This is a genomic window from Streptomyces sp. NPDC088725, from assembly GCF_044751305.1.
GTDB lineage: Bacteria > Actinomycetota > Actinomycetes > Streptomycetales > Streptomycetaceae > Streptomyces.
This window is the reverse complement of record NZ_JBIVLO010000005.1, coordinates 142,603-167,342: the sequence shown is the minus strand read 5'-3', so window position 1 is coordinate 167,342 and position 24,740 is coordinate 142,603. Positions and strand designations below refer to the sequence as shown.

The window sequence follows — 24,740 nt, the reverse complement described above, 5'->3', positions numbered from 1 at the left end:
GTCTGATCGGGTAAGGCCGGGCAGAGCCGGCGGGGAACCGGACGTGCTCACATGTCGAGCGCTTCGCGCCACTCCCGCACCGCCTCCTCCGACACCGGCTCCCCCCAGCCCGCCGGGCGCGCCGCCCCACCGATGTGGAACGCGTCGACACCCGCGGCCCGCAAGGTCGGCAGGTGGTCCAGCCGCAGCCCGCCGCCCACCAGGATCTGCTGCTCGTACCCCGCCTCGCCCCGCGCCGACGCCGCTGCTTCCGCGAGCAGTGTCGGCATCCCCTCGTCCACTCCCGACGGCGATCCGGCGGTGAGGTAGGTGTCCAGACCCGGCAGGTCGGCCAGCTGCTTGCGCAGCGCGTCGCGGTCGCCCGCCCGGTCGATCGCCCGGTGGAACGTCCACCGGCAGCCGTCCAGCTCCGCGACCAGGCGCTCCACCGTCACCAGGTCAGGTGTCCCGTCCGCGTCGAGGAAGCCGAGGACGAACTCCTCCGCCCCTTCTGTACGCAACCCTCGCGCCACGTCCACCAGCGCGTCCGCCTCGGCCGGGGAACCCGCCGCGAAGCCGTCCGCCAGCCGCAGCATCACGCGCAGCGGGATGTCGACGGCGGCGCGGATTCGCGCGAAGGTCTCACGAGGCGGGGTCAGCCCGTCCGCTGCCATGTCGGTGACCAGCTCAAGACGGTCCGCACCTCCGCCCCGGGCCGCGATCGCGTCGTCCACGCCGAGAGCGATCACTTCCAGGACCGCACGCTTACTCATGGGACTCCATTCGTATGGATGGGCAGTGGCTGGTTGGGCAGTGGCCACGTGCATGGGCAGTGGCCGCTCGGCCACTTACAGGTCTAGTCCAATACCAGCGTACGGGGGCCCTCTCCCGCCGCACCTGGGCACGCCCCACTCCCGGCTCGTAATGAACGGAATACGCGGATCGCTCCTCACACTTGACGTGCGCGAAATACGCGAGATTGCGGACCTGTGAGTCATCTGGGTGTTCTGCGTCGTCTGCGTCATGTACGCAAAATTAGACGATCTCGCCGTCAGAGGTCGGACGTTGTCCACAGCCTCGGGCCTATTGTCGTACGCATGCCCGATCTCGATCTTCGACGCCGCTTCGCGACCGCCCTCCTCGCCCTCCGCGACAGCCCCGGCAGCGGCGGCACCGGCGCCGACCCCGGCAATCTCCCGGACCCGTACCGGTACGCCGACGACCTGCTCGCGCGCTGGGCCGAGCCGCAGCGGCGCTACCACACCGCCGGCCACCTGCTCGCGGTCCTGGATCACATCGACACGCTCGCCGACGACGCGGACGACCCCGACATCGTCCGGCTCGCCGCGTGGTTCCACGACGCCGTCTACCGCCCCGACCGCTCCGAGAACGAGGAACGCTCCGCGCGTCTGGCCGAACGCGCCCTGCCCGAAGCGGGATTGAGCCAGGAAGTGACCTACGAGGCCGCCCGGCTCGTACGCCTCACCACCACGCACGCCCCCGAGCCGGGTGACCGCAACGGCGCCGTCCTGTGCGACGCCGACCTGGCGATCCTCGCGTCGGCCCCCACCGCGTACGCCGAATACGCGGCAGCCGTGCGGGAGGAGTACGCCTTCGTCCCCGAGGACGCGTTCCGCGCGGGGCGTACGGCCGTGCTGGAGCGACTGCTCGCCCTGCCAAGCCTGTTCCACACTCCGTACGGCGAACTGGCATGGGAAGCAAGGGCCAGGCAGAATCTGGCGACCGAACTGCGGGGAATGTGACGGTCGACTCGGGTGTTGGAGCGTGACATGTCAGACTCCGCCGATCGGCACCCGCACGAGCCTGTCCGCACTCCCGCCACCACCCCGGTCACCGCCCCCGGCGCCGCACGCACCGGCATGCCGCTCGCCGTCTACATCCTCGGCCTCTCCGTCTTCGCCCTCGGCACCAGTGAGTTCATGCTCTCCGGGCTCCTTCCGCCCCTCGCCGAAGACATGGACGTATCCATACCCACCGCCGGACTCCTGATATCCGCCTTCGCGATCGGCATGGTGGTCGGCGCCCCGCTGCTCGCCGTGGCCACGCTGCGCCTCCCGCGCCGGGCCACGCTCATCGCCCTGATCTCGGTCTTCGGCCTCGGCCAGGTGGCCGGCGCACTCGCCCCGACGTACGAGGTGCTTTTCGCGTCCCGTGTCGTCAGCGCCCTCGCGTGCGCCGGATTCTGGGCGGTCGGCGCGGGCGTCGCCATCGCCATGGTCCCGCTGAACGCACGCGCCCGCGCCATGGCCGTGATGATCGGCGGGCTCTCCATAGCCAATGTGCTCGGCGTCCCGGCAGGTGCGTTCCTCGGCGAGAGCCTGGGGTGGCGCTCGGCGTTCTGGGCGGTCGGTGCCGCCTCCGCCGTCGCCCTCGCCGGCGTCGTGACGCTCATCCCGCACATCCCCGTCCCCGCCGAGAAACCACAGCTCAAGCGGGAGTTGTCCATCTACAAGGACGGGCAGGTCTGGCTCGCCATCGCGGTGACCGCGCTCGCGGGCGGCTCTGTCTTCTGCGCCTTCTCCTACATGGCCCCGCTGCTCACGGACGTGTCAGGTCTTGCCGACAGCTGGGTGCCGTGGGTCCTCGCGCTCTTCGGCGTCGGCGCGCTCGTCGGTACGGCGATCGGCGGCCGGTACGCGGACGCGCATCTCTTCGGCGTCCTGGTCAGCGGCATCACCGCCACGACCGTCCTGCTCGCCGTCCTGGCACTCACCGCCTCGAACGCGGTCGCCGCCATCGTCCTGACCTTCCTTCTCGGCGTCTCGGCCTTCTATACGGCCCCGGCGCTCAACGCCCGCATGTTCAACATCGCGGCCGCGGCCCCCACGCTCGCGGGCGCCACGGCGACCTCCGCGTTCAACGCGGGCAACACCACGGGACCTTGGCTCGGCGGTCTGGTGATCAGCGCGGGTCTCGGTTTCGCCGCGACCGCGTGGGCGGGCGCGGCCATGGCGGTGGTCGGGATCGCTCTCGCGCTGCTGTCCCTGCGCCACCACCGCAGGAGCGGTGGCGGCCGGCTGGTGGCCGGTTCGGCGCGGACGGATGTCGAGGTGGCCGGCACCGCTCAGGTCTGACCGCCGCACGGCCGGACTTCGCGTAACGGACCCCTGCGCAACGGACCGGGCGCAAGCGAAGTGTCGTTGCGTGACGGTCCGGCCGTCCCGGACCGCTTCCCGCATCACGCGGTCGGGCGGCCCTTGGGCCGCCGCAGCCCCGCCTCCGTGATCCTCCGTACGAGTTCCTTGGACCCGATCTCCAGCGCACCGGCCCGCACCGCGTCCTCGTAGCGGTGCGCGGGCACGTCGTAGTGATCCCGTTCGAAGGCGCGCGGCGGGCAGCCGATCGACTCGGCGAAGGTGTGGAGTTCGGCGAACGAGACGTCGCTGACCAGGTGCGACCACATATGCCCGTGGCCCGGCCAGGTAGGCGGATCGATGTAGACCGTCACACGTCCCCGCCCAGCGAGCCCACCGCGGCCACCACCACTCCCGCCTTCCCGCAGACCCAGTGCGGGTCGGGTCCCAATTCCGGCTCGACGTCGAGGGAGTGCGGCTCGGCTTCCACGCAGACCGGACAGATCGGCCAGCGCCCGTACAGCTCCAGCAGCGCGTCCTGCACGTCCTGCGCGACCAGGCCGCCGACGAAGGCGACCCCTTCGGGCCACTGCTCGACCCACCAGCGCCGGTGCGACACCGACTCCTCTACCAGCGAGACGACCTCCGCGCTGTCGACATCGCGCGCCGCGAGGTCCGCCAGGACCAGCGCGCGCGCCGCGTGCAGCGCCTTCTCCAGGGGATCCAGCGGGGCCACGGCCCCCTGCGTTCCGTTGTTCACACCGTCGTTCGCGCCGTCGTTCGCGCCGTCGTTCGCGCCGTTCGCCTCGTCCATGAGCCCATTGTCCCCCAGGGGGGTTGACGAACGGCCGATCCTGAAAATATCTTTCAAGCGTGACCTCAGAAGTGAAGGAAAGTTTCAGAGCCCCCGCCCCGCCCGCCCCCGCGGCCCTCGCGGCCAAGGTGCGGACGCTCGCGCCGTCCATGACCCGCTCCATGCAGCTGGTCGCGGAAGCGGTCGCGGGCGACCCGGCGGGCTGCGCCGCGCTCACGGTCACCGGTCTCGCCGAGCTCACGGGTACGAGCGAAGCGACCGTCGTACGTACCGCCCGCCTGCTCGGTTATCCCGGCTACCGCGACCTGCGCCTCGCGCTCGCCGGTCTCGCCGCCCAGCAGGAGTCGGGCCGCGCCCCGGCCGTGACCGCCGACATAGCGGTCGACGACCCCATCGCCGATGTCGTCGCCAAGCTGGCCTACGACGAGCAGCAGACGCTCTCCGACACCGCGGCCGCCCTCGACACCATCCAGCTCGGTGCCGTCGTCGCGGCGGCGGCGACCGCCCGCAGGATCGACATCTACGGCGTCGGCGCGTCCTCCCTCGTCGGCATGGACCTCGCCCAGAAGCTGCTGCGCATCGGCCTGATCGCGCACGCCCACACGGACCCCCACCTCGCCGTCACCAACGCCGTGCAGCTCCGCGCCGGCGACATGGCCATCGCGATCACCCACTCGGGATCGACCGGCGACGTCATAGAGCCGCTGCGCGTCGCCTTCGACCGGGGCGCGACGACCGTCGCGATCACCGGCCGCTCCGACGGCCCGGTATGCCAGTACGCCGACCACGTGCTGACCACGTCCACCGCCCGCGAGAGCGAGCTGCGTCCGGCCGCCATGTCCAGCCGCACCAGCCAGCTCCTCGTCGTGGACTGCCTGTTCATAGGAGTCGCGCAGCGTACGTACGAGACGGCCGCGCCGGCCCTCTCCGCGTCGTACGAAGCCCTGGCCCACCGGCACAGCCCCCGCAACTCCCGCTGATCCTCACGACCGCACAACACCACCCCCCTCATCGTCACCGGCACCCGCACGCCGTAGAAGAAAGAGCAACCTCTTCATGACCTCCACCCCCACAGACGCCGCGATGTCCGAGTACGGCGACCTCCGTGCGCAGCTCGACACCCTGACCACCGAGGCGTTCCGCCCGGAGCTGGCCGAGATCGACCAGCTGCCGACGCTTGAAATCGCCCAGATCATGAACGGTGAGGACCGCACTGTCCCCACCGCCGTGGCCGAGCAGCTCCCCCGTATCGCCGCCGCCATCGACGCCGTCGCCGAACGCGCCGCCAAGGGCGGCCGGCTGATCTACGTGGGCGCGGGCACGGCCGGGCGGCTCGGCGTGCTGGACGCCAGTGAGTGCCCGCCCACCTTCAACACGGACCCCGGCGAGGTCGTCGGCCTCATCGCCGGCGGGCCCGGCGCGCTGGTCACGTCCGTGGAAGGCGCGGAGGATTCCAGGGAACTGGCCGCGGCCGACCTCTCCGACCTGAAGCTGACGCCGAACGACACGGTCGTCGGAATCTCCGCCTCCGGCCGCACCCCGTACGCGATCGGCGCGGTCGAGCACGCCCGTAGCCTCGGCGCCCTCACGATCGGCCTCTCCTGCAACGCGGACAGCGCCCTCGCCGCTGCCGCCGAGCACGGCATCGAGGTCGTCGTGGGACCCGAGCTGCTGACGGGCTCGACGCGCCTCAAGGCCGGTACCGCGCAGAAGCTCGTCCTCAACATGATCTCGACGATCACCATGATCCGGCTCGGCAAGACCTACGGAAATCTCATGGTCGATGTCCGCGCCTCCAACGAGAAGCTGCGCGCGCGTTCCCGCCGGATCGTCTCGCTCGCCACCGGCGCGTCCGACGCCGAGATCGAGGCCGCCCTCACCGCCACCGACGGAGAAGTGAAGAACGCCATCCTCATCATCCTCGGCGCGGTGGACGGACCCACCGCCGCGACGCTCCTCGACGACTCACGCGGCCACCTGCGCGCCGCGCTCCAAGCCACTCGTACCACCTGACCTGTTCCTCGCACAGCAAGGCACAACGCACCATGGCATCCACAGGCACTGACAAGAATCGCGCCACAGCCGCCGCGATCCTCCCGCTGGTCGGCGGGGCCGGCAACGTCGCGTCGATCGCGCACTGCATGACCCGGCTCCGGCTGGGGCTGCACGACCGTTCCCTGGTCCAGGAGGAGGCGCTGAAGGCGCTTCCCGCGGTGCTGGGCGTGGTCGAGGACGAGACGTACCAGATCGTTCTCGGTCCGGGTACGGTCGCCCGCGTCACCCCGGAGTTCGAGGCACTGGTGGAGCAGGAGCGGCCCGAGGCCGCCACCGCACCGGCCGCGACCACATCAGGCGCCGCAGCGCCGGGACAGGGTGCGTCGGGCACCAGCGCCGAGGAACTGGCCGCACAGGGTGCGGCGATCCGCGCGGCGCAGAAGGCCAAGAACGCCACCCCGTTCAAGCTCTTCCTGCGCCGGATCGCGAACATCTTCGTCCCGCTGATCCCGGCCCTCATCGGCTGCGGCATCATCGCGGGGCTCAACGGCCTGCTCACCAACCTCCACTGGCTGCCGGCCCTGGTTCCCGCGCTCGCCGCGCTGGCCTCCGGTTTCATGTCGCTGATCGCCGTCTTCGTCGGCTACAACACGGCGAGGGAGTTCGGCGGTACTCCGATCCTGGGTGGCGCGGTCGCCGCGATCATCGTCTTCCCGGGTGTCGCGAACATCGACGCGTTCGGCCAGAAGCTCGCCCCCGGGCAGGGCGGTGTGCTGGGTGCCCTGGGCGCGGCGGTGCTCGCCGTGTATGTCGAGAAGTGGTGCCGCAGGTGGGTGCCCGAGGCCGTGGACGTGCTGGTCACCCCGACCCTGACCGTCCTCGTCTCGGGTCTGGTCACCATCTTCGGCCTGATGTTCGTGGCCGGTGAGGTCTCCACGGCCATCGGTGAATTCGCCAACTGGCTGCTGCGCAACGGCGGTGCGGGCGCGGGCTTCGTTCTCGGCGGACTGTTCCTGCCGCTGGTGATGCTCGGCCTGCACCAGGCGCTGATCCCCATCCACACGACGCTGATCGAACAGCAGGGTTACACGGTCCTCCTCCCGATCCTCGCCATGGCGGGCGCCGGCCAGGTGGGCGCGGCGATGGCGGTCTACTTCCGCCTCCCCCGCAACGCCTCGATCCGCCGGACGATCAAGTCGGCGCTTCCCGCCGGTTTCCTGGGGGTCGGCGAGCCGCTGATCTACGGCGTCTCGCTCCCGCTCGGCCGCCCGTTCATCACGGCCTGCATCGGCGGCGCGTTCGGCGGCGGCTTCGTCGGCCTCCTCAACCAGCTCGGCGCGGAGGTCGGTTCCACCGCGATCGGACCGTCGGGCTGGGCGCTGTTCCCGCTGCTGGACGGCGACAAGGGCCTCGGCGAGATGATCGCGATCTACGCGGGCGGACTGCTGGTCGGGTATGTCGCGGGCTTCGTCGCCACGTACTACTTCGGCTTCACCCGGACGATGCTGACGGACCTGAACGTGGACACCGAGTCGGCGACCGCGACCCCTGCGGCTCCGGCGCCGGCGGCCTCCGGGGCGGGCGGCGCGACGCCGGAGACCACGGCCCGGCCCGCTCCCGCCTCCACGGAAGCCTGACCCTTTCCGCACTGAGTGGTAGGCGCAACCTGCTTTGCGCCACAAAGCACTTGTGAACGGGGGAGAGACCGACGGGCAGGGCGCGTTGAGTGCGAGCGAATCGCTCGCACTCAACAACACCGGACTCCGAGACGTGCAGCGGCGGGTGCAGACCAGCCCGAGTGCTGTCGTTCGCGGTGTGGGGTGGCGCCTGGCTCGTCGGTTTCGGTGCCGCGTATCCGGCGCATGGCCAGGACCGGCTGGTCCCCGCCCGGCTGGGGGCGGCGGACCGGCTGGTCCCCGCCCGGCTGGGGGCGGCCGTACCGTCGCTGCTCCTCGCGTCGGCGTTCATCCGGTCCATCGTCCACGCGGTCAGAAGCGGCCGCGGAATCAGCTGGCCTTCGCACAGCGTCGCCACGATGTACGGCTGGAACTGGACGCTCGGCTTCCGCTGCCCGCCCGCCGCCAACACAGCACTCCTCCGGCACGGTCCGACGTCCGGCCAGGCGGCGCTGCTGCGGTACCGGGCAAGTCCCAGTACACGCTGGGTGTGTGGACCACGCTCTGCTCGGCCTTCGCGGGCGTACCCGGCAACTATCCGGTGCGGTCACTGGCCGGCGGCGGTTTCCTCGCACCGGCGGCCCACCACCGGCTCCGCGCCGGCCGGTCCGCTCGACTCGCCGGATCGGCCGCGTCCAGCGGGCCCACGGGGTCCACCGGATCCACCGCGTGATTCCTGAACTCGACCCTGTCATCCACGCCCAGGCCCGGCTGAGAGTCACCGTCGCTCTTGCCGCTCTGGCCGAAGACGATCTGATCGCCTTGCCCAGGCTCCAGGAACTGCTGGACATGACGGCCGGGAACCTCTCGACGCATCTGCGCACGCTCGAGGGCGCCGGATACGTCGAGATCACCAAGTCGTTCAAGCTCCGGAACCCCGTGACGCGCGTCGCTCTGACGCCCGGGGGCAGGTCCGCGTTGCGGACGTACAGAGCCGCCCCGCTCTCCATGCTCGCGCCCTGACGTTCCGCGCCCGCCTCGGCTCGTCACTGAGTCTCTTCGCCACCGGGGCTGATTATCGCGCCAACTCATCGCTGCCGGTGAGTCTTTGGCGAGTGATCGCCAACCGGCTTTGGTCGTGAATCTTTGAGTGGCGGGACGGACATATTCTCCCGGAGGCACTGCCCACAAGGGAGGAAACACGGGCGAGCACCGCAAACCAGAACCGGATCTTTCCACGGGGAAAGCGCCGCCGGGGCAGGGGGACCATGAAGTCCCCAAGCCACCGCCGTCCACCGGCACGCACAAGAAGCCGAAGTAGGAGCGATCGTGTTCGAGAAGTGGCAGAGGCGGCTGGCCGAGGCCATGGACCAGCAGGGCGCCTGGCCGGAGCGGTCGCCGTGGATCCGGTCTGCCATGGAGGCCGTTCCCCGGCAGCTGTTCGCGCCGGACCGGCTGTGGCGCTGGAACGGCGACGGGTACGCACCGCTGGATCGCGAGGCCGCGGCGGAGCAGTGGGCGGCCGAGATCTACGGGAGGCCGCACGACCCCGCGGTCACCCAAGTGACGGCAGGCAGGCCCACGTCCAGCCTCTCGGCTCCCTCGATCGTCGCGGACATGCTGGACTCCCTCCTGCTGGAGCCCGGCCAGCGCGTGCTGGAACTCGGCACGGGCACGGGGTGGAACGCGGCTCTGCTGGCCCGGCGGGCGGGTCCTGGTCTCGTCCACAGTGTCGAGAACGACCCCGGCCTCGCCGAAGCGGCGGCCGAGCGCCTGGGGAGGGCGGGCGCGGGTGTGACCGTACACACCGGCGACGGCACCGACGGCCGGCCTGGCGAGGGACCGTACGACCGGGTGCAGGCCACGTTCGCGGTCGAGGACATCCCCTGGGCATGGGTGGCCCAGACCCGGCCCGGCGGCCGGATCGGTGCGCCCTGGGGACAGTTGGGGCATGTGGCGCTCACCGTGGCGGAGGACGGGCAATCCGCCACCGGCTGGTTTCAGGGATACGCGGCGTTCATGCCGACGTTCCGGGCGGAACGGCGGCTGACCTGGAGCGAAGTACGCGGAACCCTCCCGCCCGAGGACGAGCACCGGCCGGACTGGGACGTACGGCTCCTCCAGGACGGGGACCTGCTCTTCACCCTCCGTATCGCCCTCCCGGACGTGGACATCGCCATCCAGGGCGGCGAGCAGCCCACAGCCTGGCTGCACGACGGCCGGTCGTCCTGGGCGAAGATCGTCACTCAGGGGTCAGAACCAGCTGTGGCATACCAAGGCGGTCCGCGCCGGCTCCTGGACGAGCTGAGGACACCGGAGGAACGCTGGCGCGCGGACGGCCGCCCCTCGCTGTACGACTTCGGCATGACCGTGGAGCCGGACCGTCAGTTCGTCTGGTACCGCGATCCGGTCAACGGACAGGTCACGAGCGCCGCTTGAGTGAGATTTCTTGAGTTCTTGACGTCGTGACGGGTCGAGTGGGACGAGCAGCCCATGTCCCTGTTTTAAAGGAGGACGTTTGACGGAATCACGATAAACAGCGCCGCCGCCTACTCCTGCTCCGCTGCGCGCAATGGCCGGAATTCATTTGGGCCGCTGTCCCGGTCTGGCTACTGTGGCGCGGTGACGATCCAGATGATCATTCTCAACGGTGGTTCCAGTTCCGGGAAATCCGGGATCGCCCGGTCTTTGCAGACGGTTCTGACCGATCCCTGGCTGACGTTCGGAATCGACACACTGGTCGACGCGATGCCTCCGTCCTTGCGGGCATCGGACGAGGGCATCGAATTCACTTCGGACGGCGCGGTGTTGCTCGGGGCGGATTTCCGCCTGCTGGAAGTGGCCTGGATCCAGGGGCTGGTGACGATGGCCCGTGCGGGTGCCAGGATCGTGGTGGACGAGGTGTTCCTGGGCGGCGCGGAAACGCAGCAGCGGTGGCTGAAAGCACTCGATGACCTGCCGGTGCTGTGGGTCGGCGTCAGGTGTGACAGCGCGGTGGCGGCCGGCCGCGAAATCGCGCGGGGCGATCGGGTCAGGGGCATGGCCGCAAAGCAGTCCGACCTGGTCCACGAGGGCGTGCGGTACGACCTGGAGGTCGACACGACACGGACCGAGTCGATCGACTGCGCGCGGACGATCGCGGCACGGGTCGACGGCGTGCGGCTGCGGTAGCGCGGTCCGGGGCGGGCGGCTGCGGTAGTACGGTCGTCCGCGCGTTGTACGGTCGCGTGCGCGTCACCGTACGGTGACGCGCACCGGTGTTCGCCGCGTCCCGGGAAGACGGTCGCGCGCGGGCGTGCCGCCGTCCGCGCGGCCGAACAGTTGTCCGCGCTGGGGTGTCAGATGACCTTGCAGCGGACCAGGCCGCCCAGTACCAGCGCTCCTGGGATCAGCGGTAGCCAGACCGTGATGATGCGGAAGCCCAGGACCGCCGATGTCGCCATGGCGACCGACGCGCCTGCCGTGACCAGTGCCACCACCAGCGCCGCGTCCACCGATCCCAGGCCGCCCGGGGTCGGGATCGCCGCCGCGGCGATGCTCGCGACCAGGTAGGCGATCGCGATGTGCGCCACCGGCACCGGTACGTCCAGCGCCAGTGCGACCGTGACCAGTGCGGCCGCCTGGAGAGCCGGGAAGGCCAGCGAGCCACCCCAAAGGGCCAGCGCGCGGGCCGGTTTGGCGTGCAGGGAGCGCGCGTCCGTCAGCGCGATGCGCAGAAAGGCCCGTACGGCACGGCGCAACGGGCGTACGGCGACCAGGAGGAGCACCGCCGTGCACACCAGCCCCACCGCCACCCCGACGAGCGGGAGAACGGCTCCGGCCGGGATCAGCCCGTCGAGGCGCAGGGCGTGCGGGAAGGCGGCAAGCAGTACGAGCAGCAACGCGACCCGTCCCACCGACTCCGCCAGCAGATACAGCCCGAGCGCGGCCGACGACCGGGCCAGCGAGAGCCCCCGGCGCCGGAGGAAGCGCAGATTGACCGCACCGGCGCCGAGCCCGACCGGAAGCAGGTGGTTGGCGGCTCCCGCGGCGAACTGTGTGGCGAGCAGCCGTCCGGGCGGAAGCGGTTCGAGGACCGTCTCCTGCCGTGTGAAGGACACGGCGACCCAGCCGAGACCGGTGGCGGCCAGCGCCGCGAGCAGCCAGTAGCGGTTGGCGCCGAGGAGTTCACGGCCGCCGGACTCGATGAGTGTCCAGTGCTGGACGACCCAGAAGCCGACCACGACGATCGGCACGACACACGCGATCTGGCGCAGCGGCAGCCGCCGCAGGAGCGAAGGCCGGAGGGGAGGCAGTCCAGCGGGAGCCTCGAGCAGCCCAACGGGAGCCTCAAGAGGAGGTCCCAGGGGAGCACCCAGAAGAGATCCCAGGGGAGGTTCGAGAGAAGGCTGAAGCGAAGGAGGAGTGGGTTGGGCCATGGCCATCTCGGTCGTCCCTGCTCGTCACGCACGTGAACTTGTGAGCAGTGTCCCCCGGCATTCGGCGGCCTACGCGACATTCCGGCGTCGTACGGCCGACGATCGGAGAACGGTTGGGAAACGCGCGGGAACCGCGAGGGAGGGCCCGCACCAGCCCCCTCACGCCACCCGCACCCCTCGCCACACAGCTCGCCCCGCCACACACGCTCGCCTCGGCACACACGCTTCGCCTCGGCACACACACCCGCCCCACCACAAGCTCCGCCCCACCCGCCCGCCACGGAGACGCCGTCCACCCGCCCGAGCCGTCACACACGCCCGCGCCGCAACCCCACCCACCACAGCGCCACCCACCCCCTCGTCCCCCGCGCCCCACCCCTCCGTCGCGCCGTACAACGCCGAAGGGCGGCACCCCCTGGAAGAAGGGGTGCCGCCCTCGGTCAAGGACCGGGTCCGAGCGTGCCGCCGTGAGGCGTCAGGCTCAGAAGTCCATGTCACCGCCCGGCATGCCGCCGCCCGCGGGGGCCGCGCCGGCCTTCTCGGGCTTGTCGGCGATGACCGCTTCGGTGGTGAGGAACAGCGCCGCGATGGAGGCCGCGTTCTGCAGAGCGGAACGGGTGACCTTCGCGGGGTCGATGATGCCTTCGGCGATCATGTCGACGTACTCGCCGGTCGCGGCGTTGAGGCCGTGACCGATCGTCAGGTTGCGCACCTTCTCGACGACGACGCCGCCCTCAAGGCCACCGTTGACGGCGATCTGCTTGAGCGGAGCCTCCAGCGCGAGCTTGACGATCGCGGCACCAGTGGCCTCGTCGCCGGTCAGCTCGAGCTTCTCGAAGACCGAGGAAGCCTGGAGCAGAGCCACGCCACCACCGGCGACGATGCCCTCCTCGACGGCGGCCTTGGCGTTGCGCACCGCGTCCTCGATGCGGTGCTTGCGCTCCTTGAGCTCGACCTCGGTCGCGGCGCCGGCCTTGATGACGGCCACGCCGCCGGCCAGCTTCGCGAGGCGCTCCTGGAGCTTCTCGCGGTCGTAGTCCGAGTCGCTGTTCTCGATCTCGGCACGGATCTGCTTGACGCGACCGGCGACCTGGTCGCTCTCGCCGGCACCGTCGACGATGGTGGTCTCGTCCTTGGTGATGACGACCTTGCGGGCACGGCCCAGCAGGTCCAGGCCGGCGTTCTCGAGCTTGAGACCGACCTCCTCGGAGATGACCGTTCCACCGGTGAGGATGGCGATGTCGTTGAGCATGGCCTTGCGGCGGTCACCGAAGCCCGGGGCCTTGACGGCGACGGACTTGAAGGTGCCACGGATCTTGTTGACGACCAGGGTCGACAGGGCCTCGCCCTCGACGTCCTCGGCGATGATCAGCAGCGGCTTGCCGGACTGCATGACCTTCTCGAGCAGCGGAAGGAGGTCCTTCACGTTGCCGATCTTCGAGTTCACGATCAGGAGGTACGGGTCGTCGAGCGACGACTCCATGCGCTCCATGTCCGTGGCGAAGTACGCCGAGATGTAGCCCTTGTCGAAGCGCATGCCCTCGGTGAGCTCAAGCTCGAGACCGAAGGTCTGCGACTCCTCGACGGTGATGACGCCTTCCTTGCCGACCTTGTCCATCGCCTCGGCGATGAGCTCGCCGATCTGGGTGTCAGCGGCGGAGATGGAGGCCGTAGAAGCGATCTGCTCCTTGGTCTCCACGTCCTTGGCCTGCTCCAGCAGGGCGCCCGAGACGGCCTCGACGGCCTTCTCGATGCCACGCTTGAGCGCCATCGGGTTGGCGCCGGCGGCCACGTTGCGCAGGCCCTCGCGGACGAGCGCCTGGGCGAGCACGGTCGCGGTGGTCGTTCCGTCACCGGCGACGTCGTCCGTCTTCTTGGCGACTTCCTTGACCAGCTCGGCGCCGATCTTCTCGTAAGGGTCCTCGAGCTCGATCTCCTTGGCGATGGAAACACCATCGTTGGTGATCGTGGGGGCGCCCCACTTCTTCTCGAGGACGACGTTGCGACCCTTGGGGCCAAGGGTGACCTTGACGGCGTCGGCGAGCTGGTTCATCCCGCGCTCGAGACCGCGCCGTGCCTCCTCGTCGAACGCGATGATCTTGGCCATGTGAAGTGGTCCTCCCGGACTGGGGTGGATTCTCCGGACCGCGCCCGCGCCCGCGACGGACGGCCTGAGAACTGGGTGGTTCCTTGCCCCACCAGCTCTGCGGGCCTCGCTGACCCGGTCCATAAGTTGTCACTCTCACCTGCAGAGTGCTAACGCCAATGATTAGCACTCGACCCCCGAGAGTGCAAGCTCCCCCCGCCCCACAGGACGCACGTCTCACGGGACACGCGCCTTACCCGCGCGTCTCTCCGCGCGCCTCCCCCAGCACGCCTGACGTACACCGGCGCACGAAAGCGACCCGTACGAACGCGGCCCACGCCCGTACGAACGCGGCCCGCACACGCGCCCGTACGCACACACCCGCCCGCACACCCGCCCCCGCACGTGCGAGAGGCCCGTACCCCTGTGACCGGGATACGGGCCCCTCGTGCGGTGCGTGGACTTCGATCGTGCGTCGGTGGCCGATCGCGCCGGAATCAGACGGCGAGCTTGACCATGTCCGCCTGCGGACCCTTCTGGCCCTGCGAGATCTCGAACTCCACTCGCTGACCTTCTTCAAGGGTGCGGTACCCGTCCATCTGGATGGCGCTGTAGTGGACGAAAACATCCGCACCACCGTCGACCGCGATGAAGCCGTAGCCCTTCTCCGCGTTGAACCACTTGACGGTGCCCTGAGCCATGCCCAACTCCCCTATTACTGGCCCCTGCCGGAGGCCTTACTTCGCGTCGGAACGCGTCGACCGCGGCTGAATGTATCTGCCCAACTGCCCTCTGCAACAGGTCAATCAGACGAGAATTCCGGGCATGGCCGAACACACGAAACAGTGAATTGCCAATGATCCGGGGCAAGTCGGGCCAGGCAAAGCGCATCTATCACGCAAACGGCACCAGGACTTCGACTCCATGTTGTCGCGTTCTCATATGTGTTGGGCACGCGCGACAGCGGGTCGTTCCCACATCGTAGCGCGCTCAACCACATGGAATTGCCCCCTCCGCTTCTCTTGCGGAGGGGGCAATTCCATGACGCGCTGCGGCAGTCGGACGGTCAGCAGCCGCCCGCGACCGCCGGGATGATCGAGACGCCGGCGCCCGCCGGGGTCACCGTCTCCAGGCCCTGCTCGAAGCGGACGTCGTCGTCGTTCACGTACACGTTCACGAAGCGGCGCAGCTTGCCCGCGTCGTCCAGCACACGGGCGGCGATCCCCGGGTGGTTGCTCTCCAGGGACTGGATGACCTCGGAGAGGGTCGCGCCCTCCGCCGGGACCTCGGCCTGACCACCGGTGTACGTACGGAGGATGGTGGGGATGCGGACCTTGACGCTCATGGTGGGATGCCTTCCTCGGGTCTGGATGTCGTGGGGCCTGCCGGGACGGGCGAGTGCGCGAACCCGGCGTCCCGGAACGGGTCGGTACGCGAGACGGCCGTCCCGGGCCGGGTCAGTGCGCGAGACCGCCGTCCCGCAACGGATCAGTGCGCGAGACCCGCGTCCCGGAACGCGTCCAGGCTCGGGCGGATCGTCGCCGTCGGGCCGGTCGTCGGGGCCACCGCGTCCAGCGTCTTCAGGCCGTCACCGGTGTTGAGCACGACCGTCGTGAGCGTCGGGTCGAGCGCGCCGGACTCGATGAGCTTCTTCGTCACGCCGACCGTCACCCCGCCCGCCGTCTCGGCGAAGATCCCCTCGGTGCGGGCGAGCAGCTTGATCGCGTCCACGATCTGCTCGTCGTTGACGTCCTCGACGGCGCCGCCGGTGCGGCGCGTGATGTCCAGGACGTACGGGCCGTCGGCCGGGTTCCCGATCGCCAGCGACTTGGCGATGGTGTCCGGCTTCTGCGGACGTACGACGTCGTGACCGGCCTTGAAAGCGGCGGAGACCGGCGAGCAGCCCTCGGCCTGGGCCCCGAAGATCTTGTACGGCCTGTCCTCGACCAGACCCAGCTTGATCAGCTCGCGCAGACCCTTGTCGATCTTCGTGAGCTGTGAGCCCGAGGCGATCGGGATGACGATCTGGTCGGGCAGCTGCCAGCCGAGCTGCTCGCAGATCTCGTACGCGAGCGTCTTCGAGCCCTCGCCGTAGTACGGGCGGAGGTTGACGTTGACGAAGCCCCAGCCCTCGCCCAGCGGGTCGCCGATCAGCTCGGAACAGAAGCGGTTGACGTCGTCGTAGTTGCCCTCGATGCCGACCAGTTCACCGCCGTAGACGGCCGCCATGACGACCTTGCCCTGCTCCAGGTCGTGCGGGATGAACACGCACGACCGCAGTCCGGCGCGGGCCGCAGCCGCGCCTACCGCGCCCGCGAGGTTACCGGTGGAGGAGCAGGAGAGCGTGGTGAAGCCGAAGGCGCGGGCCGCCTCGACGGCGATGGCGACGACGCGGTCCTTGAAGGAGTGCGTCGGGTTGCCGGAGTCGTCCTTGATGTGGAGGCCGCCGGTGACGCCCAGTTCACGGGCGAGGTTGTCGGCCTTGACGAGCTTGGTGAAGCCCGGGTTGATGTTGGGCTTCGTGGCGACGTCGGCGGGGACGGGCAGCAGCTCCGCGTAGCGCCAGATGTTGTCGGGTCCCGCCGCGATGCGCTTCTTCAGCGCTTCCGGGTCGCCCGTCGGCAGGTCGTAGGCCACTTCGAGCGGGCCGAAACAGCTCGCGCAGGCGAAGATCGGGCCGAGTTCGAAACGTTCTCCGCATTCGCGGCACGAGAGTGCGGCGGCGGGTCCCAGGTCGACGGTGCCGGCGGAAGCGGCGGATCCGGTCGGGTTCTGGGTGACGTCAGTGTTCTGGACAGTCTGCACAGCCATGAAGGCGAGGCCCTTTCCTCATCTTCCTCACGACGCGTTTCGCCGCAAGACGGAATTGGCACCTTCCCCACCGTGACCTCGCGGTCGGCGGGATGGTTGCCGGGGCTTCAACGGGCCGTTCCCTCTGCCCCTCTGGATGAGCGGTATGGCGCCGGAACCGGGCTCCGGTGCGTTTGTCGGCCGACCACCCCCGGCATGCGCGGGCTACTGGCCTTGTTCAAGACTGTAACCGAAGGACCGGACGGTTGAGACAGTCGTCCGGAACGCGAGATGGATCACTCTCAGGGAGTACCGACCGTGCTGGAAGAGGTGGAACGCTGGCTGACCAGGCGTTCCTGGTCCGTCGGCGACCGTACGCTCGACCGGCTGACGGCCGCCAAGGCCGCGCGTGGCACCACGGTGAGCGTGGTCCTGCCGGCGCTCGACGAGGAGGAGACCGTCGGTGAGATCGTCGCGGTCATCCGCCGGGAGCTGATGGAGAAGGTGCCGCTCGTCGACGAGTTGGTGGTGATCGACTCCGGTTCCGTGGACGGTACGGCGAAGATCGCGGCGGCGGCCGGCGCGCGGGTCGTGCACCGGGACGCGATACTGCCGCGGCTGCCCGCGCTGCCCGGCAAGGGCGAGGTGCTGTGGCGGTCGCTGCTGGTGACAACCGGCGACATCGTCTGTTTCGTGGACGCCGATCTCCGGGAATTCTCGGCGGACTTCGTGTCGGGGATCGTGGGGCCGCTGCTCACGGACCCGGAGGTGCAGCTCGTGAAGGGGATGTACGACCGGCCGCTGAACGGGACCGCGGGACAGGGCGGCCGGGTGACGGAACTGGTGGCGCGGCCGCTGCTGAATCTGCACTGGCCTCTGCTCGCGGGTTTCGTCCAGCCGCTGGGCGGGGAGTACGCGGCGCGCCGGACGCTGCTGGAGCGGCTGCCGTTCCCCGTCGGATACGGCGTGGAGCTGGGGCTGCTGGTCGACGCGCTGCACGCGGTGGGCCTTGACGCGCTGGCGCAGGTGGACGTGGGTGTACGGATCCACCGGCACCAGGACGGGCGGGCGCTCGGACGGATGGCGGCGGCGATCTACCGCACGGCGCAGCTGCGGCTGTCGCGCGGGCATCTGGTGCGGCCGGTGCTGACGCAGTTCGAGCGGGGTGAGGACGGTTTCGTCCCGCGTACCCACGCGGTGGACACGGAGGAGCGGCCGCCGATGCGGGAGATCGGCGAGTACACGGCCGGCCGTGCGGCGTAGCCGATTCTGAACGTGCGGCGCAGCCGGTTCCGACGGGCGGATTTCCTGGGGCGCGCCCTCATGGACCTTCGCCCCTCGCGTCACGGAGACTCGCGTCGCGGACGGGAGCGCGACCGAGGCCCCGGAGCCGCGTACATGCTCGCCGCCGCTCATCACACGAACGCGCATGTGACCGAGCCGTACGCGTCCGTACGTTTGAGCGTTTCCGGTACGGGCTAGATTTCGGCCATGGTCTCCGAGCACGTCGCCCAGGTCCTTGTCGCCTCCAACCGCGGTCCCGTCTCGTACTCCGTGCGCGACGACGGAGCGCTGGACGCCAAGCGCGGCGGCGGCGGGCTGGTGTCCGGGCTGTCCGCCATCGGTCCTGACACGGACGCGGTCTGGGTGTGCGCGGCGCTCGGTGACGGCGACCGCGAGGCCGTACGCCGGACGGGCGGCCGGCTCGACGTGGCGGACACCGGCGGACAGCGCGTCCGGATGCTGGACATCGCGCCGGAGGTGTACGCGGACGCGTACAACGGCGTGGCGAATTCGACGCTGTGGTTCGTCCACCACCTGCTCTACCAGACCCCGCTGGAGCCGGCCTTCGGCCCGGAGTTCCGCGCGCAGTGGGCGTCGTACGAGGCGTACAACCGCGCCTTCGCCGAGGCGCTGGCCGACGAGGCGGCCGAGGGCGCCGCGGTCCTGGTGCAGGACTACCACCTGGCGCTGGTGCCCGGCATGCTGCGCGCGCTCCGCCCCGACCTGCGGATCGGGCACTTCTCGCACACGCCGTGGGCGCCGGTGGACTACTTCCGGCTGCTGCCCGACGACATCGCGCGCCAGCTGCTGCGCGGCATCCTGGGCGCGGACCGGGCGGCGTTCCTGACGCAGCGCTGGGCCGGCGCGTTCACGGCGTGCTGTACGGAGCTGCTGGGCGGTACGGGCAACACCCGGATCGGGGTGCACGGCCTCGGCGCGGACGCGGACTTCCTGCGGGAGCGGGCGCACCGCCCCGACGTCGGCGAGCGGATGACCGCGCTGCGCGAGCAGATCGGCACGGAGGCCGGGGGCGCCGCGCGGAAGACGATCGTGCGGGTCGACCGTACGGAACTGTCCAAGAACATCGTGCGCGGGCTCCTCTCGTACCGTCAGCTGCTGGCCGAAAGGCCCGAGTGGCACGGCCGGGTGGTGCATGTCGCCTTCGCGTATCCCTCCCGGCAGGATCTGCCGGTCTACCGCGACTACACCGCAGAGGTGCAGCGGGTGGCGGACGGCATCAACGAGGAGTTCGGCACGGACGGATGGCTGCCGGTCGTCCTCCATGTGAAGGACGACTTCGCCCGCTCGCTCGCGGCCTACCGGCTGGCGGACGTGGCGCTGGTCAACCCGATCCGCGACGGTATGAACCTGGTGGCCAAGGAGATCCCGGTGGTCTCGGACGACGGGTGCGCGCTGGTGCTCTCACGCGAGGCGGGCGCGTACGAGGAGCTGGGCGAGGACGCGCTGGTGGTGAACCCGTACGACGTGTCCGCGACGGCCGCCGCGCTGCACGAGGCGCTGACGATGCCGGTGCCGGAGCGTGCCGAGCGTTCGAAGCGGCTGGCGGAGGCGGCTACGGCGCTGCCGCCGGCGCGGTGGTTCCTCGACCAGCTGACCGCGCTGCGCGAGCTGCCCGTCTGACGGGGCCGAAGACCGGAGCCCGAACGCCGGGCGCCGTGCGGAGGTGACCTCACCCCCGCACGGCGCCACGCGCGGCATCTCGCGGACGCGGCTCTCAGCCCGCGTCTTTCAGGCCGCCGCCTCGTCCGCCAGCGCCGCCAGAAAGTCCGCGAGCGCCGCCGGGCCTGACAGCAGCAGGTCCGCCTTCCCGGTCACCTCGGGCACGTCCCCGCTGGCGATCAGCAGCGCCGGGTGGCCCGCCGCCCGCAGCTCCTCCACCGCCGCGAAGGCCGCCAGGTCGCCCAGATCGTCGCCCGCGTACACGACCGTCTCGGCCCCGACCTCGCGTACGTACTCCTTCAGCGCCACGCCCTTGTCCACGCCGGGCGGACGCAGTTCGAGGACCATGCGCCCCGGCTCCAGCACCAGTCCGTGCTTCGCCGCCAGGTCGGCCAGGGGTCCGCGCAGGGCTTCGAAGGCGGCCTGCGGGTCGGTGGCGCGGCGGGTGTGGACCGCGACCGCCTGCCCCTTCTCCTCGATCCAGGTGCCCTCCCAGGAACCGAACCGGTCGAGGAATCCGGGAAGTTCCGCACGCGCGGCCGCCACGCCCGGGTGCGGCTCCGGGGTGTTGACCGTGCCGGTGATCGCGTCCCAGCGTTCGGCGCCGTAGTGGCCGAGGACCACCAGGTGGTCGAGGCCCGGTACGCCGGCGAAGCCGCCGTACCGCACGGCGAGCCCGGCCGGGCGGCCGGTGAGGACCGCCACGGACGCGACGTTCGGCGCGAGCGCGGCCAGCGCGGGGACGGCACGCGGGTGGGCGCGGGCCTGTTCGGGGTCGGGGACGATCTCGGCGAGTGTGCCGTCGAAGTCGAGGACGACGACGGCTTTGCCCGGCGCGGCGAGGAACGCGGCCAGACCTTCTGTACCTGCGGAGGTGGTGGGATTCGGCAGGGAGTGCGATGTGCTGCCCATGTGCTGAGCCTATCGTTGGTCTCTGCGGGCCTGCCGGAGTCTGCGCAGTCTGTTCACCGTCACCGGATCGTGCTCCGCCGCGGCGGGATCGTCCAGGAGTGCGTTCAGCAGTTGGTAGTAGCGCGTCGGAGACAGTCCCAGCCGCTCACGGATGGCGCGCTCCTTGGCCCCGGGGCCGGGCCAGCCACCCGCCTCCATGGCCAGGACCGCGCGGTCGCGGTCGGACAGTTCCGAGGTCATCGCTGTTCCGTCAGGGCCGAGGTCATCGCCGTTCCGCCGCTTCCGAGGTCATCGCTGTTCCGTCAGTTCCGAGGTCATCTATTCCGCGCTCTCCGCCGTGGCGGCGTCCCTGGCGATCTCGCTGAGCACGTTCGCCGGACTCGCGCCCGGCTCGACCGCCTTGCCGATCTTCTCCTTGACGCTCCCGCTCACACTCGACCACGACGTCTTGCCGACCGGCGGCAGCTCGGAGTCCGGCAGCGCGGCCCCGAACTTGTGCAGGTCCTTGTACGCGGGGTCGTCCGCCATGACGTCGTTGGCGCTGTAGGTGACCGGCAGCAGGTCGTACTGACCGACGAAGTCCATCACGTTCTTGTCCTCGTAGACGAAGTCGAGGAACTTGCCGATCTGCCGGGCGTGGCCGTTCTGCTTGAAGGCCATGATCCAGTCGGCGACGCCCATCGACGCCTTGGTCGTGCCGTTGATGCCGGGCATCTCCACCATTCCGACCTTGATGCCCGCCTGCTTGGCGTCCTTGAGCAGCGACGGGTGCCCGTTGAGCATGCCCACCTGACCGCTCGTGAACGCCTTGAACGCGACCGCGCGATCGAGCTCGCCCGGCGCGACGGGACCGACAAGCCCCTCGCGCACCAGGTTCTTCTGGAGCCACGTGAAGGTGGCGATGTTCTCCTTGGAGTCGATGACGTACGAGCCGTCCGGGGTGTCGGTGTAGCCGCCACCGCCGCTCAGCATCCACATCATGGCCTCGACCTGCGCCTCCTCGGAGCCCAGCGGGAGCGCGATCGGTGTGGTGACGCCCTGCCGCTTGAGCACGGTGGCGTCGTGCTTGATGTCGTCCCAGGTCTTCGGCGCGTCCAGGTTCGCCCGGTCGAAGAGCTTCTGGTTGTAGAAGAGCAGGCGCGTGGAGGCGACGAACGGCATTCCGTACTGGATGCGGTTGACCTTGCCGGCCTCGGAGAGCTGGGTGAGGAAGTTGGCCTGGGTGGGCACGTTGACCAGTTCGTCCGCGCTGTACAGCTCGCCCTTCTTGGCGTAGTCGGCGTAGGAGCCGACCTGGGCGATGTCGGGGGCGCGGCCGCTCTTGACCATGTCCGCCACATCGCTGTCGACGGTCTTCCACGAACGCACGTCGACCTCGACCTCGATGCCGGGGTTCGCGGTCTCGAACGCGTCGGCCAGCGACGACCAGTACTTCTTCGAGCTGTCGTCCGCGCTGCTGTTGCCGTAGTCGGCCGCGACGAGTCTGAGCGTGACGTCCCCGCCCGAGCCGCCGGAACCACCCGTGCTGCCGCAGCCGGCCAGCGCCATCGCCGTACCCAGCGCGGCTGCCGCCGCCGTCAATCTCAGAAAGCGCTGCCGCACAGCTCTGTCCCCACCCTTGTTCCTCAGTGCCCGCGCTCCGGCGGCCCGCCCTTTTGTGATGATCTTGTGAGGGCACTGCGATTTTCCCCCATCTGGTGGCAAGGGGTCTACATCGGGATGGTTTCGCTTCGGCAACGCCCGCCCCATGCGCCTCCCATGCCCTCCCGGCGTTTGTATGGAGACGTAACAATTCGCCGGAGCGGCGCGGACAGTGGACTAGACCTTTCATGGGTCAACGCGCGAGACTGTCAACCGTGAAACACGTCATCGCCCTCGATGTGGGCGGCACCGGTATGAAAGCCGCCCTGGTCGGGGCGGACGGCACGCTGCTGCACGAAGCCCGGCGGCCCACCGGAAGAGAGCGCGGACCCGACGCCGTCGTCGAGACGATCCTCGCCTTCGCGGCCGAGCTGCGCGCGTACGGCACCGAACGGTTCGGCGAGAGCGCCGTCGCCGCCGGAGTCGCCGTGCCCGGCATCGTGGACGCGGAGCGCGGGATCGCGGTGTACGCGGCCAACCTCGGCTGGCGTGACGTCCCGATGCGCGAGCTGCTCGCCGAGCGGCTGGGCGGCGTACCGGTCGCGCTCGGACACGACGTGCGTACCGGCGGCCTCGCGGAAGGACGGCTCGGCGCGGGCCGGGGCGCGGACCGGTTCCTGTTCCTGGCGCTCGGCACCGGCATCGCGGGAGCCATCGGTATCGACGGCGCGATCGAGGCCGGCGCGCACGGATACGCCGGCGAGATCGGCCATGTCGTGGTGCGCCCCGGCGGCCCCCTCTGCGGCTGCGGACAGCGCGGCTGCCTGGAGACGCTGACCTCCGCTGCGGCCGTGACCCGTGCCTGGGCGGCCGCGAGCGGCGACCCGGAGGCGGACGCCGCCGACTGCGCGAAGGCCGTGGCGGCGGGCGACCCCGAGGCGGTACGGGTATGGGCCGACGCCATGGACGCGCTGGCCGCCGGTCTCGTCACCGCGCTCACGCTGCTCGACCCCCGCACGCTGATCATCGGGGGCGGACTCGCGGAAGCGGGTGACACGCTGTTCACGCCTCTGCGCGCCGCCGTCGAGGAACGGATCACGTTCCAGAGACTGCCCACGATCGTCCCGGCGGCCCTCGGCGACACCGCGGGCTGCCTGGGCGCGGGACTGCTCGCCTGGGACCTGCTCGCGGAACCGGTCCCCGACCGGCTTCCCGGTCAACCGACCGCACGACCGACCGACCCACTCACCACGGAGGTGACCGGCTGATGTCCGTAAGCGCCGCACGCGCCGAAAGCGCGCAGAGCACCGTTCTCGCCGGCGCCCGGGTGGTGCTGCCGACCGGGACGGTCGACAGCGGCCAGGTGGTCGTCGAGGGCGGGAAGATCGTGGGCGGAGCCCCCGCCGGGGCCACCCGCCTGGACCTGCGGGGCCACTGGGTGGTCCCCGGCTTCGTGGACATGCACAACCACGGCGGCGGTGGCGCCTCGTTCACCTCGGGCTCCGTGGACGACGTACTCAAGGGCGTCCGTACGCACCGCGAGCACGGCGCGACCACCGTCGTCGCGTCCCTGGTCACCGGTGAGACAGACTTCCTCGCGCGGCGCGCGGGCGTCCTGTCCGAGCTGGTCGAGCAGGGCGACCTGGCCGGGATCCACTTCGAGGGCCCGTTCATCTCGCCCTGCCGCAAGGGCGCGCACAGCGAGGCGCTGCTGCGCGATCCCGACCCGGCCGAGGTGCGCAAGCTGATCGACGCGGCGCGCGGCACGGCCAGGATGGTCACGCTCGCCACCGAACGGCCCGGCGGCATCGAGTCCGTACGGCTGCTGGCCGAGCGGGGCGTGATCGCCGCGATCGGGCATACGGACGCGACGTACGAGCAGACCGTCGAGGCGATCGACGCGGGCGCGACCGTGGCCACACACCTCTTCAACGCCATGCCGCCGATCGGCCACCGCGATCCCGGGCCGATCACCGCGCTGCTGGAGGACGAGCGGATCACCGTCGAGCTGATCAACGACGGGACGCATCTGCACGCGGCGGCGCTCCAGCTGGCGTTCCATCACGCGGGCGCGGAACGCGTCGCGTTCATCACGGACGCCATGGACGCGGCGGGCTTCGGCGACGGGCTCTACCAGCTCGGGCCGCTGGGCGTCGAGGTCAAGGACGGTGTGGCGCGGCTGGTGGAGGGCGGCGCGATCGCCGGTTCCACCCTCACGCTGGACACGGCCTTCCACCGGGCCGCCACCGTGGACCGGCTGCCGGTCGAGGACATCGTGCGGGCGATCTCCGTCAACCCGGCGAAGCTGCTCGGTCTGTACGACAGGGTCGGCTCGCTGGAACCCGGCAAGGACGCGGACCTGGTGGTCCTGGACGCCGACTTCAGGCTGAAGGGCGTACTGCACAGGGGTGAATGGGTGGTTGAACCCCAACTGGGCTGATTTCCGCGCGAGTCGGCACTCCGACGGAGGAAAGCGGTTGGCCGGGAGAC

23 protein-coding genes and 1 riboswitch are annotated in these 24,740 nt (G+C 70.3%); of the genes, 12 read left to right on the top strand and 11 right to left on the bottom strand.

The window, feature by feature from the left end; translation table 11 throughout:
• Nucleotides 1–47 precede the first annotated feature (47 nt).
• Entirely contained in the window at nucleotides 48–752 is a 705-nt protein-coding gene (locus tag ACIP6N_RS14110) for a copper homeostasis protein CutC (RefSeq protein ID WP_401815498.1), read from the bottom strand.
• A gap of 324 nt (nucleotides 753–1,076) precedes the next feature.
• Between ACIP6N_RS14110 and ACIP6N_RS14105 the strand changes: the two genes are divergently transcribed.
• On the top strand, nucleotides 1,077–1,742 hold the full coding sequence (locus tag ACIP6N_RS14105; protein ID WP_401815497.1) for a hypothetical protein: 666 nt from the start codon (nucleotides 1,077–1,079) through the stop codon (nucleotides 1,740–1,742).
• Nucleotides 1,743–1,859: 117 nt separating this feature from the next.
• Nucleotides 1,860–3,074, top strand: a complete 1,215-nt coding sequence (locus tag ACIP6N_RS14100; protein ID WP_401816186.1) for a Cmx/CmrA family chloramphenicol efflux MFS transporter — start codon at nucleotides 1,860–1,862, stop codon at nucleotides 3,072–3,074.
• Between the two features lie 104 nt (nucleotides 3,075–3,178).
• Here the strand turns inward: ACIP6N_RS14100 and ACIP6N_RS14095 are convergent, their stop codons facing one another.
• The gene (locus tag ACIP6N_RS14095; protein WP_401815495.1) at nucleotides 3,179–3,448 is read right to left on the bottom strand and encodes a DUF4031 domain-containing protein; all 270 of its coding nucleotides are present in this window, start codon (nucleotides 3,446–3,448) and stop codon (nucleotides 3,179–3,181) included.
• On the bottom strand, nucleotides 3,445–3,810 hold the full coding sequence (locus tag ACIP6N_RS14090; protein WP_401816183.1) for a hypothetical protein: 366 nt from the start codon (nucleotides 3,808–3,810) through the stop codon (nucleotides 3,445–3,447). Before ACIP6N_RS14090 ends, ACIP6N_RS14095 begins: the two co-directional genes overlap by 4 nt.
• A gap of 137 nt (nucleotides 3,811–3,947) precedes the next feature.
• Here ACIP6N_RS14090 and ACIP6N_RS14085 point away from each other — a divergent pair, with 137 nt between their 5' ends.
• The 6 genes from ACIP6N_RS14085 to cpt all read left to right on the top strand — a co-directional run bounded on the left by ACIP6N_RS14085 (nucleotide 3,948) and on the right by cpt (nucleotide 10,670).
• Nucleotides 3,948–4,868 (top strand): MurR/RpiR family transcriptional regulator, encoded by a 921-nt coding sequence (locus ACIP6N_RS14085; RefSeq protein ID WP_401815494.1) that lies wholly within the window; start codon nucleotides 3,948–3,950, stop codon nucleotides 4,866–4,868.
• Nucleotides 4,869–4,944: 76 nt separating this feature from the next.
• Nucleotides 4,945–5,901: an N-acetylmuramic acid 6-phosphate etherase gene (gene murQ, locus ACIP6N_RS14080; RefSeq protein ID WP_401815492.1), complete on the top strand. Its 957-nt coding sequence runs from the start codon at nucleotides 4,945–4,947 to the stop codon at nucleotides 5,899–5,901.
• A 32-nt stretch (nucleotides 5,902–5,933) separates the two neighbouring features.
• Nucleotides 5,934–7,520, top strand: a complete 1,587-nt coding sequence (locus tag ACIP6N_RS14075; RefSeq protein WP_401815491.1) for a PTS transporter subunit EIIC — start codon at nucleotides 5,934–5,936, stop codon at nucleotides 7,518–7,520.
• 708 nt (nucleotides 7,521–8,228) lie between these two features.
• Nucleotides 8,229–8,522, top strand: coding sequence for a transcriptional regulator (locus tag ACIP6N_RS14070; protein ID WP_401815489.1), 294 nt, complete (start codon nucleotides 8,229–8,231; stop codon nucleotides 8,520–8,522).
• 306 nt (nucleotides 8,523–8,828) lie between these two features.
• A complete protein-coding gene (locus tag ACIP6N_RS14065) occupies nucleotides 8,829–9,938 on the top strand; it encodes a methyltransferase domain-containing protein (RefSeq protein ID WP_401815487.1) in 1,110 nt (369 codons plus the stop codon).
• Between the two features lie 195 nt (nucleotides 9,939–10,133).
• Nucleotides 10,134–10,670, top strand: a complete 537-nt coding sequence (gene cpt, locus ACIP6N_RS14060) for a chloramphenicol phosphotransferase CPT (protein WP_401816180.1) — start codon at nucleotides 10,134–10,136, stop codon at nucleotides 10,668–10,670.
• A 167-nt stretch (nucleotides 10,671–10,837) separates the two neighbouring features.
• Here cpt and ACIP6N_RS14055 read toward each other — a convergent pair whose 3' ends face one another.
• The 5 genes from ACIP6N_RS14055 to thrC form a co-directional block, all read right to left on the bottom strand.
• Nucleotides 10,838–11,770, bottom strand: coding sequence for a YbhN family protein (locus tag ACIP6N_RS14055; protein WP_401816178.1), 933 nt, complete (start codon nucleotides 11,768–11,770; stop codon nucleotides 10,838–10,840).
• 628 nt (nucleotides 11,771–12,398) lie between these two features.
• The gene (groL, locus tag ACIP6N_RS14050) at nucleotides 12,399–14,024 is read right to left on the bottom strand and encodes a chaperonin GroEL (protein WP_401815485.1); all 1,626 of its coding nucleotides are present in this window, start codon (nucleotides 14,022–14,024) and stop codon (nucleotides 12,399–12,401) included.
• Nucleotides 14,025–14,500: 476 nt separating this feature from the next.
• Nucleotides 14,501–14,704: a cold-shock protein gene (locus tag ACIP6N_RS14045; RefSeq protein WP_005315736.1), complete on the bottom strand. Its 204-nt coding sequence runs from the start codon at nucleotides 14,702–14,704 to the stop codon at nucleotides 14,501–14,503.
• 365 nt (nucleotides 14,705–15,069) lie between these two features.
• Nucleotides 15,070–15,348 carry a MoaD/ThiS family protein gene (locus ACIP6N_RS14040; protein WP_401815484.1) on the bottom strand — a complete coding sequence of 93 codons (279 nt, stop codon included), beginning with the start codon at nucleotides 15,346–15,348 and terminating at the stop codon, nucleotides 15,070–15,072.
• A gap of 143 nt (nucleotides 15,349–15,491) precedes the next feature.
• On the bottom strand, nucleotides 15,492–16,814 hold the full coding sequence (gene thrC, locus ACIP6N_RS14035; RefSeq protein WP_401815482.1) for a threonine synthase: 1,323 nt from the start codon (nucleotides 16,812–16,814) through the stop codon (nucleotides 15,492–15,494).
• A 15-nt stretch (nucleotides 16,815–16,829) separates the two neighbouring features.
• A riboswitch (SAM riboswitch) is annotated at nucleotides 16,830–16,957 on the bottom strand.
• Nucleotides 16,958–17,111: 154 nt separating this feature from the next.
• On the opposite strand from thrC, the gene ACIP6N_RS14030 reads away from it, so the two are divergent.
• Nucleotides 17,112–18,056: a glucosyl-3-phosphoglycerate synthase gene (locus tag ACIP6N_RS14030; protein WP_401816176.1), complete on the top strand. Its 945-nt coding sequence runs from the start codon at nucleotides 17,112–17,114 to the stop codon at nucleotides 18,054–18,056.
• 228 nt (nucleotides 18,057–18,284) lie between these two features.
• Nucleotides 18,285–19,718, top strand: coding sequence for a trehalose-6-phosphate synthase (locus ACIP6N_RS14025; protein WP_401815481.1), 1,434 nt, complete (start codon nucleotides 18,285–18,287; stop codon nucleotides 19,716–19,718).
• Nucleotides 19,719–19,826: 108 nt separating this feature from the next.
• On the opposite strand, the gene otsB is transcribed toward ACIP6N_RS14025, so the two are convergent.
• The 3 genes from otsB to ACIP6N_RS14010 all read right to left on the bottom strand — a co-directional run bounded on the left by otsB (nucleotide 19,827) and on the right by ACIP6N_RS14010 (nucleotide 22,217).
• Nucleotides 19,827–20,669, bottom strand: a complete 843-nt coding sequence (gene otsB / locus ACIP6N_RS14020) for a trehalose-phosphatase (protein ID WP_401815479.1) — start codon at nucleotides 20,667–20,669, stop codon at nucleotides 19,827–19,829.
• A 9-nt stretch (nucleotides 20,670–20,678) separates the two neighbouring features.
• The gene (locus tag ACIP6N_RS14015) at nucleotides 20,679–20,909 is read right to left on the bottom strand and encodes a DUF3263 domain-containing protein (RefSeq protein ID WP_401815478.1); all 231 of its coding nucleotides are present in this window, start codon (nucleotides 20,907–20,909) and stop codon (nucleotides 20,679–20,681) included.
• A gap of 78 nt (nucleotides 20,910–20,987) precedes the next feature.
• The gene (locus ACIP6N_RS14010) at nucleotides 20,988–22,217 is read right to left on the bottom strand and encodes an extracellular solute-binding protein (protein WP_401816174.1); all 1,230 of its coding nucleotides are present in this window, start codon (nucleotides 22,215–22,217) and stop codon (nucleotides 20,988–20,990) included.
• 308 nt (nucleotides 22,218–22,525) lie between these two features.
• Between ACIP6N_RS14010 and ACIP6N_RS14005 the strand changes: the two genes are divergently transcribed.
• Together ACIP6N_RS14005 and nagA are read left to right on the top strand one after the other, a co-directional pair.
• Complete coding sequence (locus ACIP6N_RS14005) at nucleotides 22,526–23,518, top strand: ROK family protein (RefSeq protein ID WP_401815477.1); 993 nt, start codon at nucleotides 22,526–22,528, stop codon at nucleotides 23,516–23,518.
• Nucleotides 23,518–24,690 carry an N-acetylglucosamine-6-phosphate deacetylase gene (nagA, locus tag ACIP6N_RS14000; RefSeq protein WP_401815475.1) on the top strand — a complete coding sequence of 391 codons (1,173 nt, stop codon included), beginning with the start codon at nucleotides 23,518–23,520 and terminating at the stop codon, nucleotides 24,688–24,690. Before ACIP6N_RS14005 ends, nagA begins: the two co-directional genes overlap by 1 nt.
• Nucleotides 24,691–24,740: the final 50 nt, after the last annotated feature.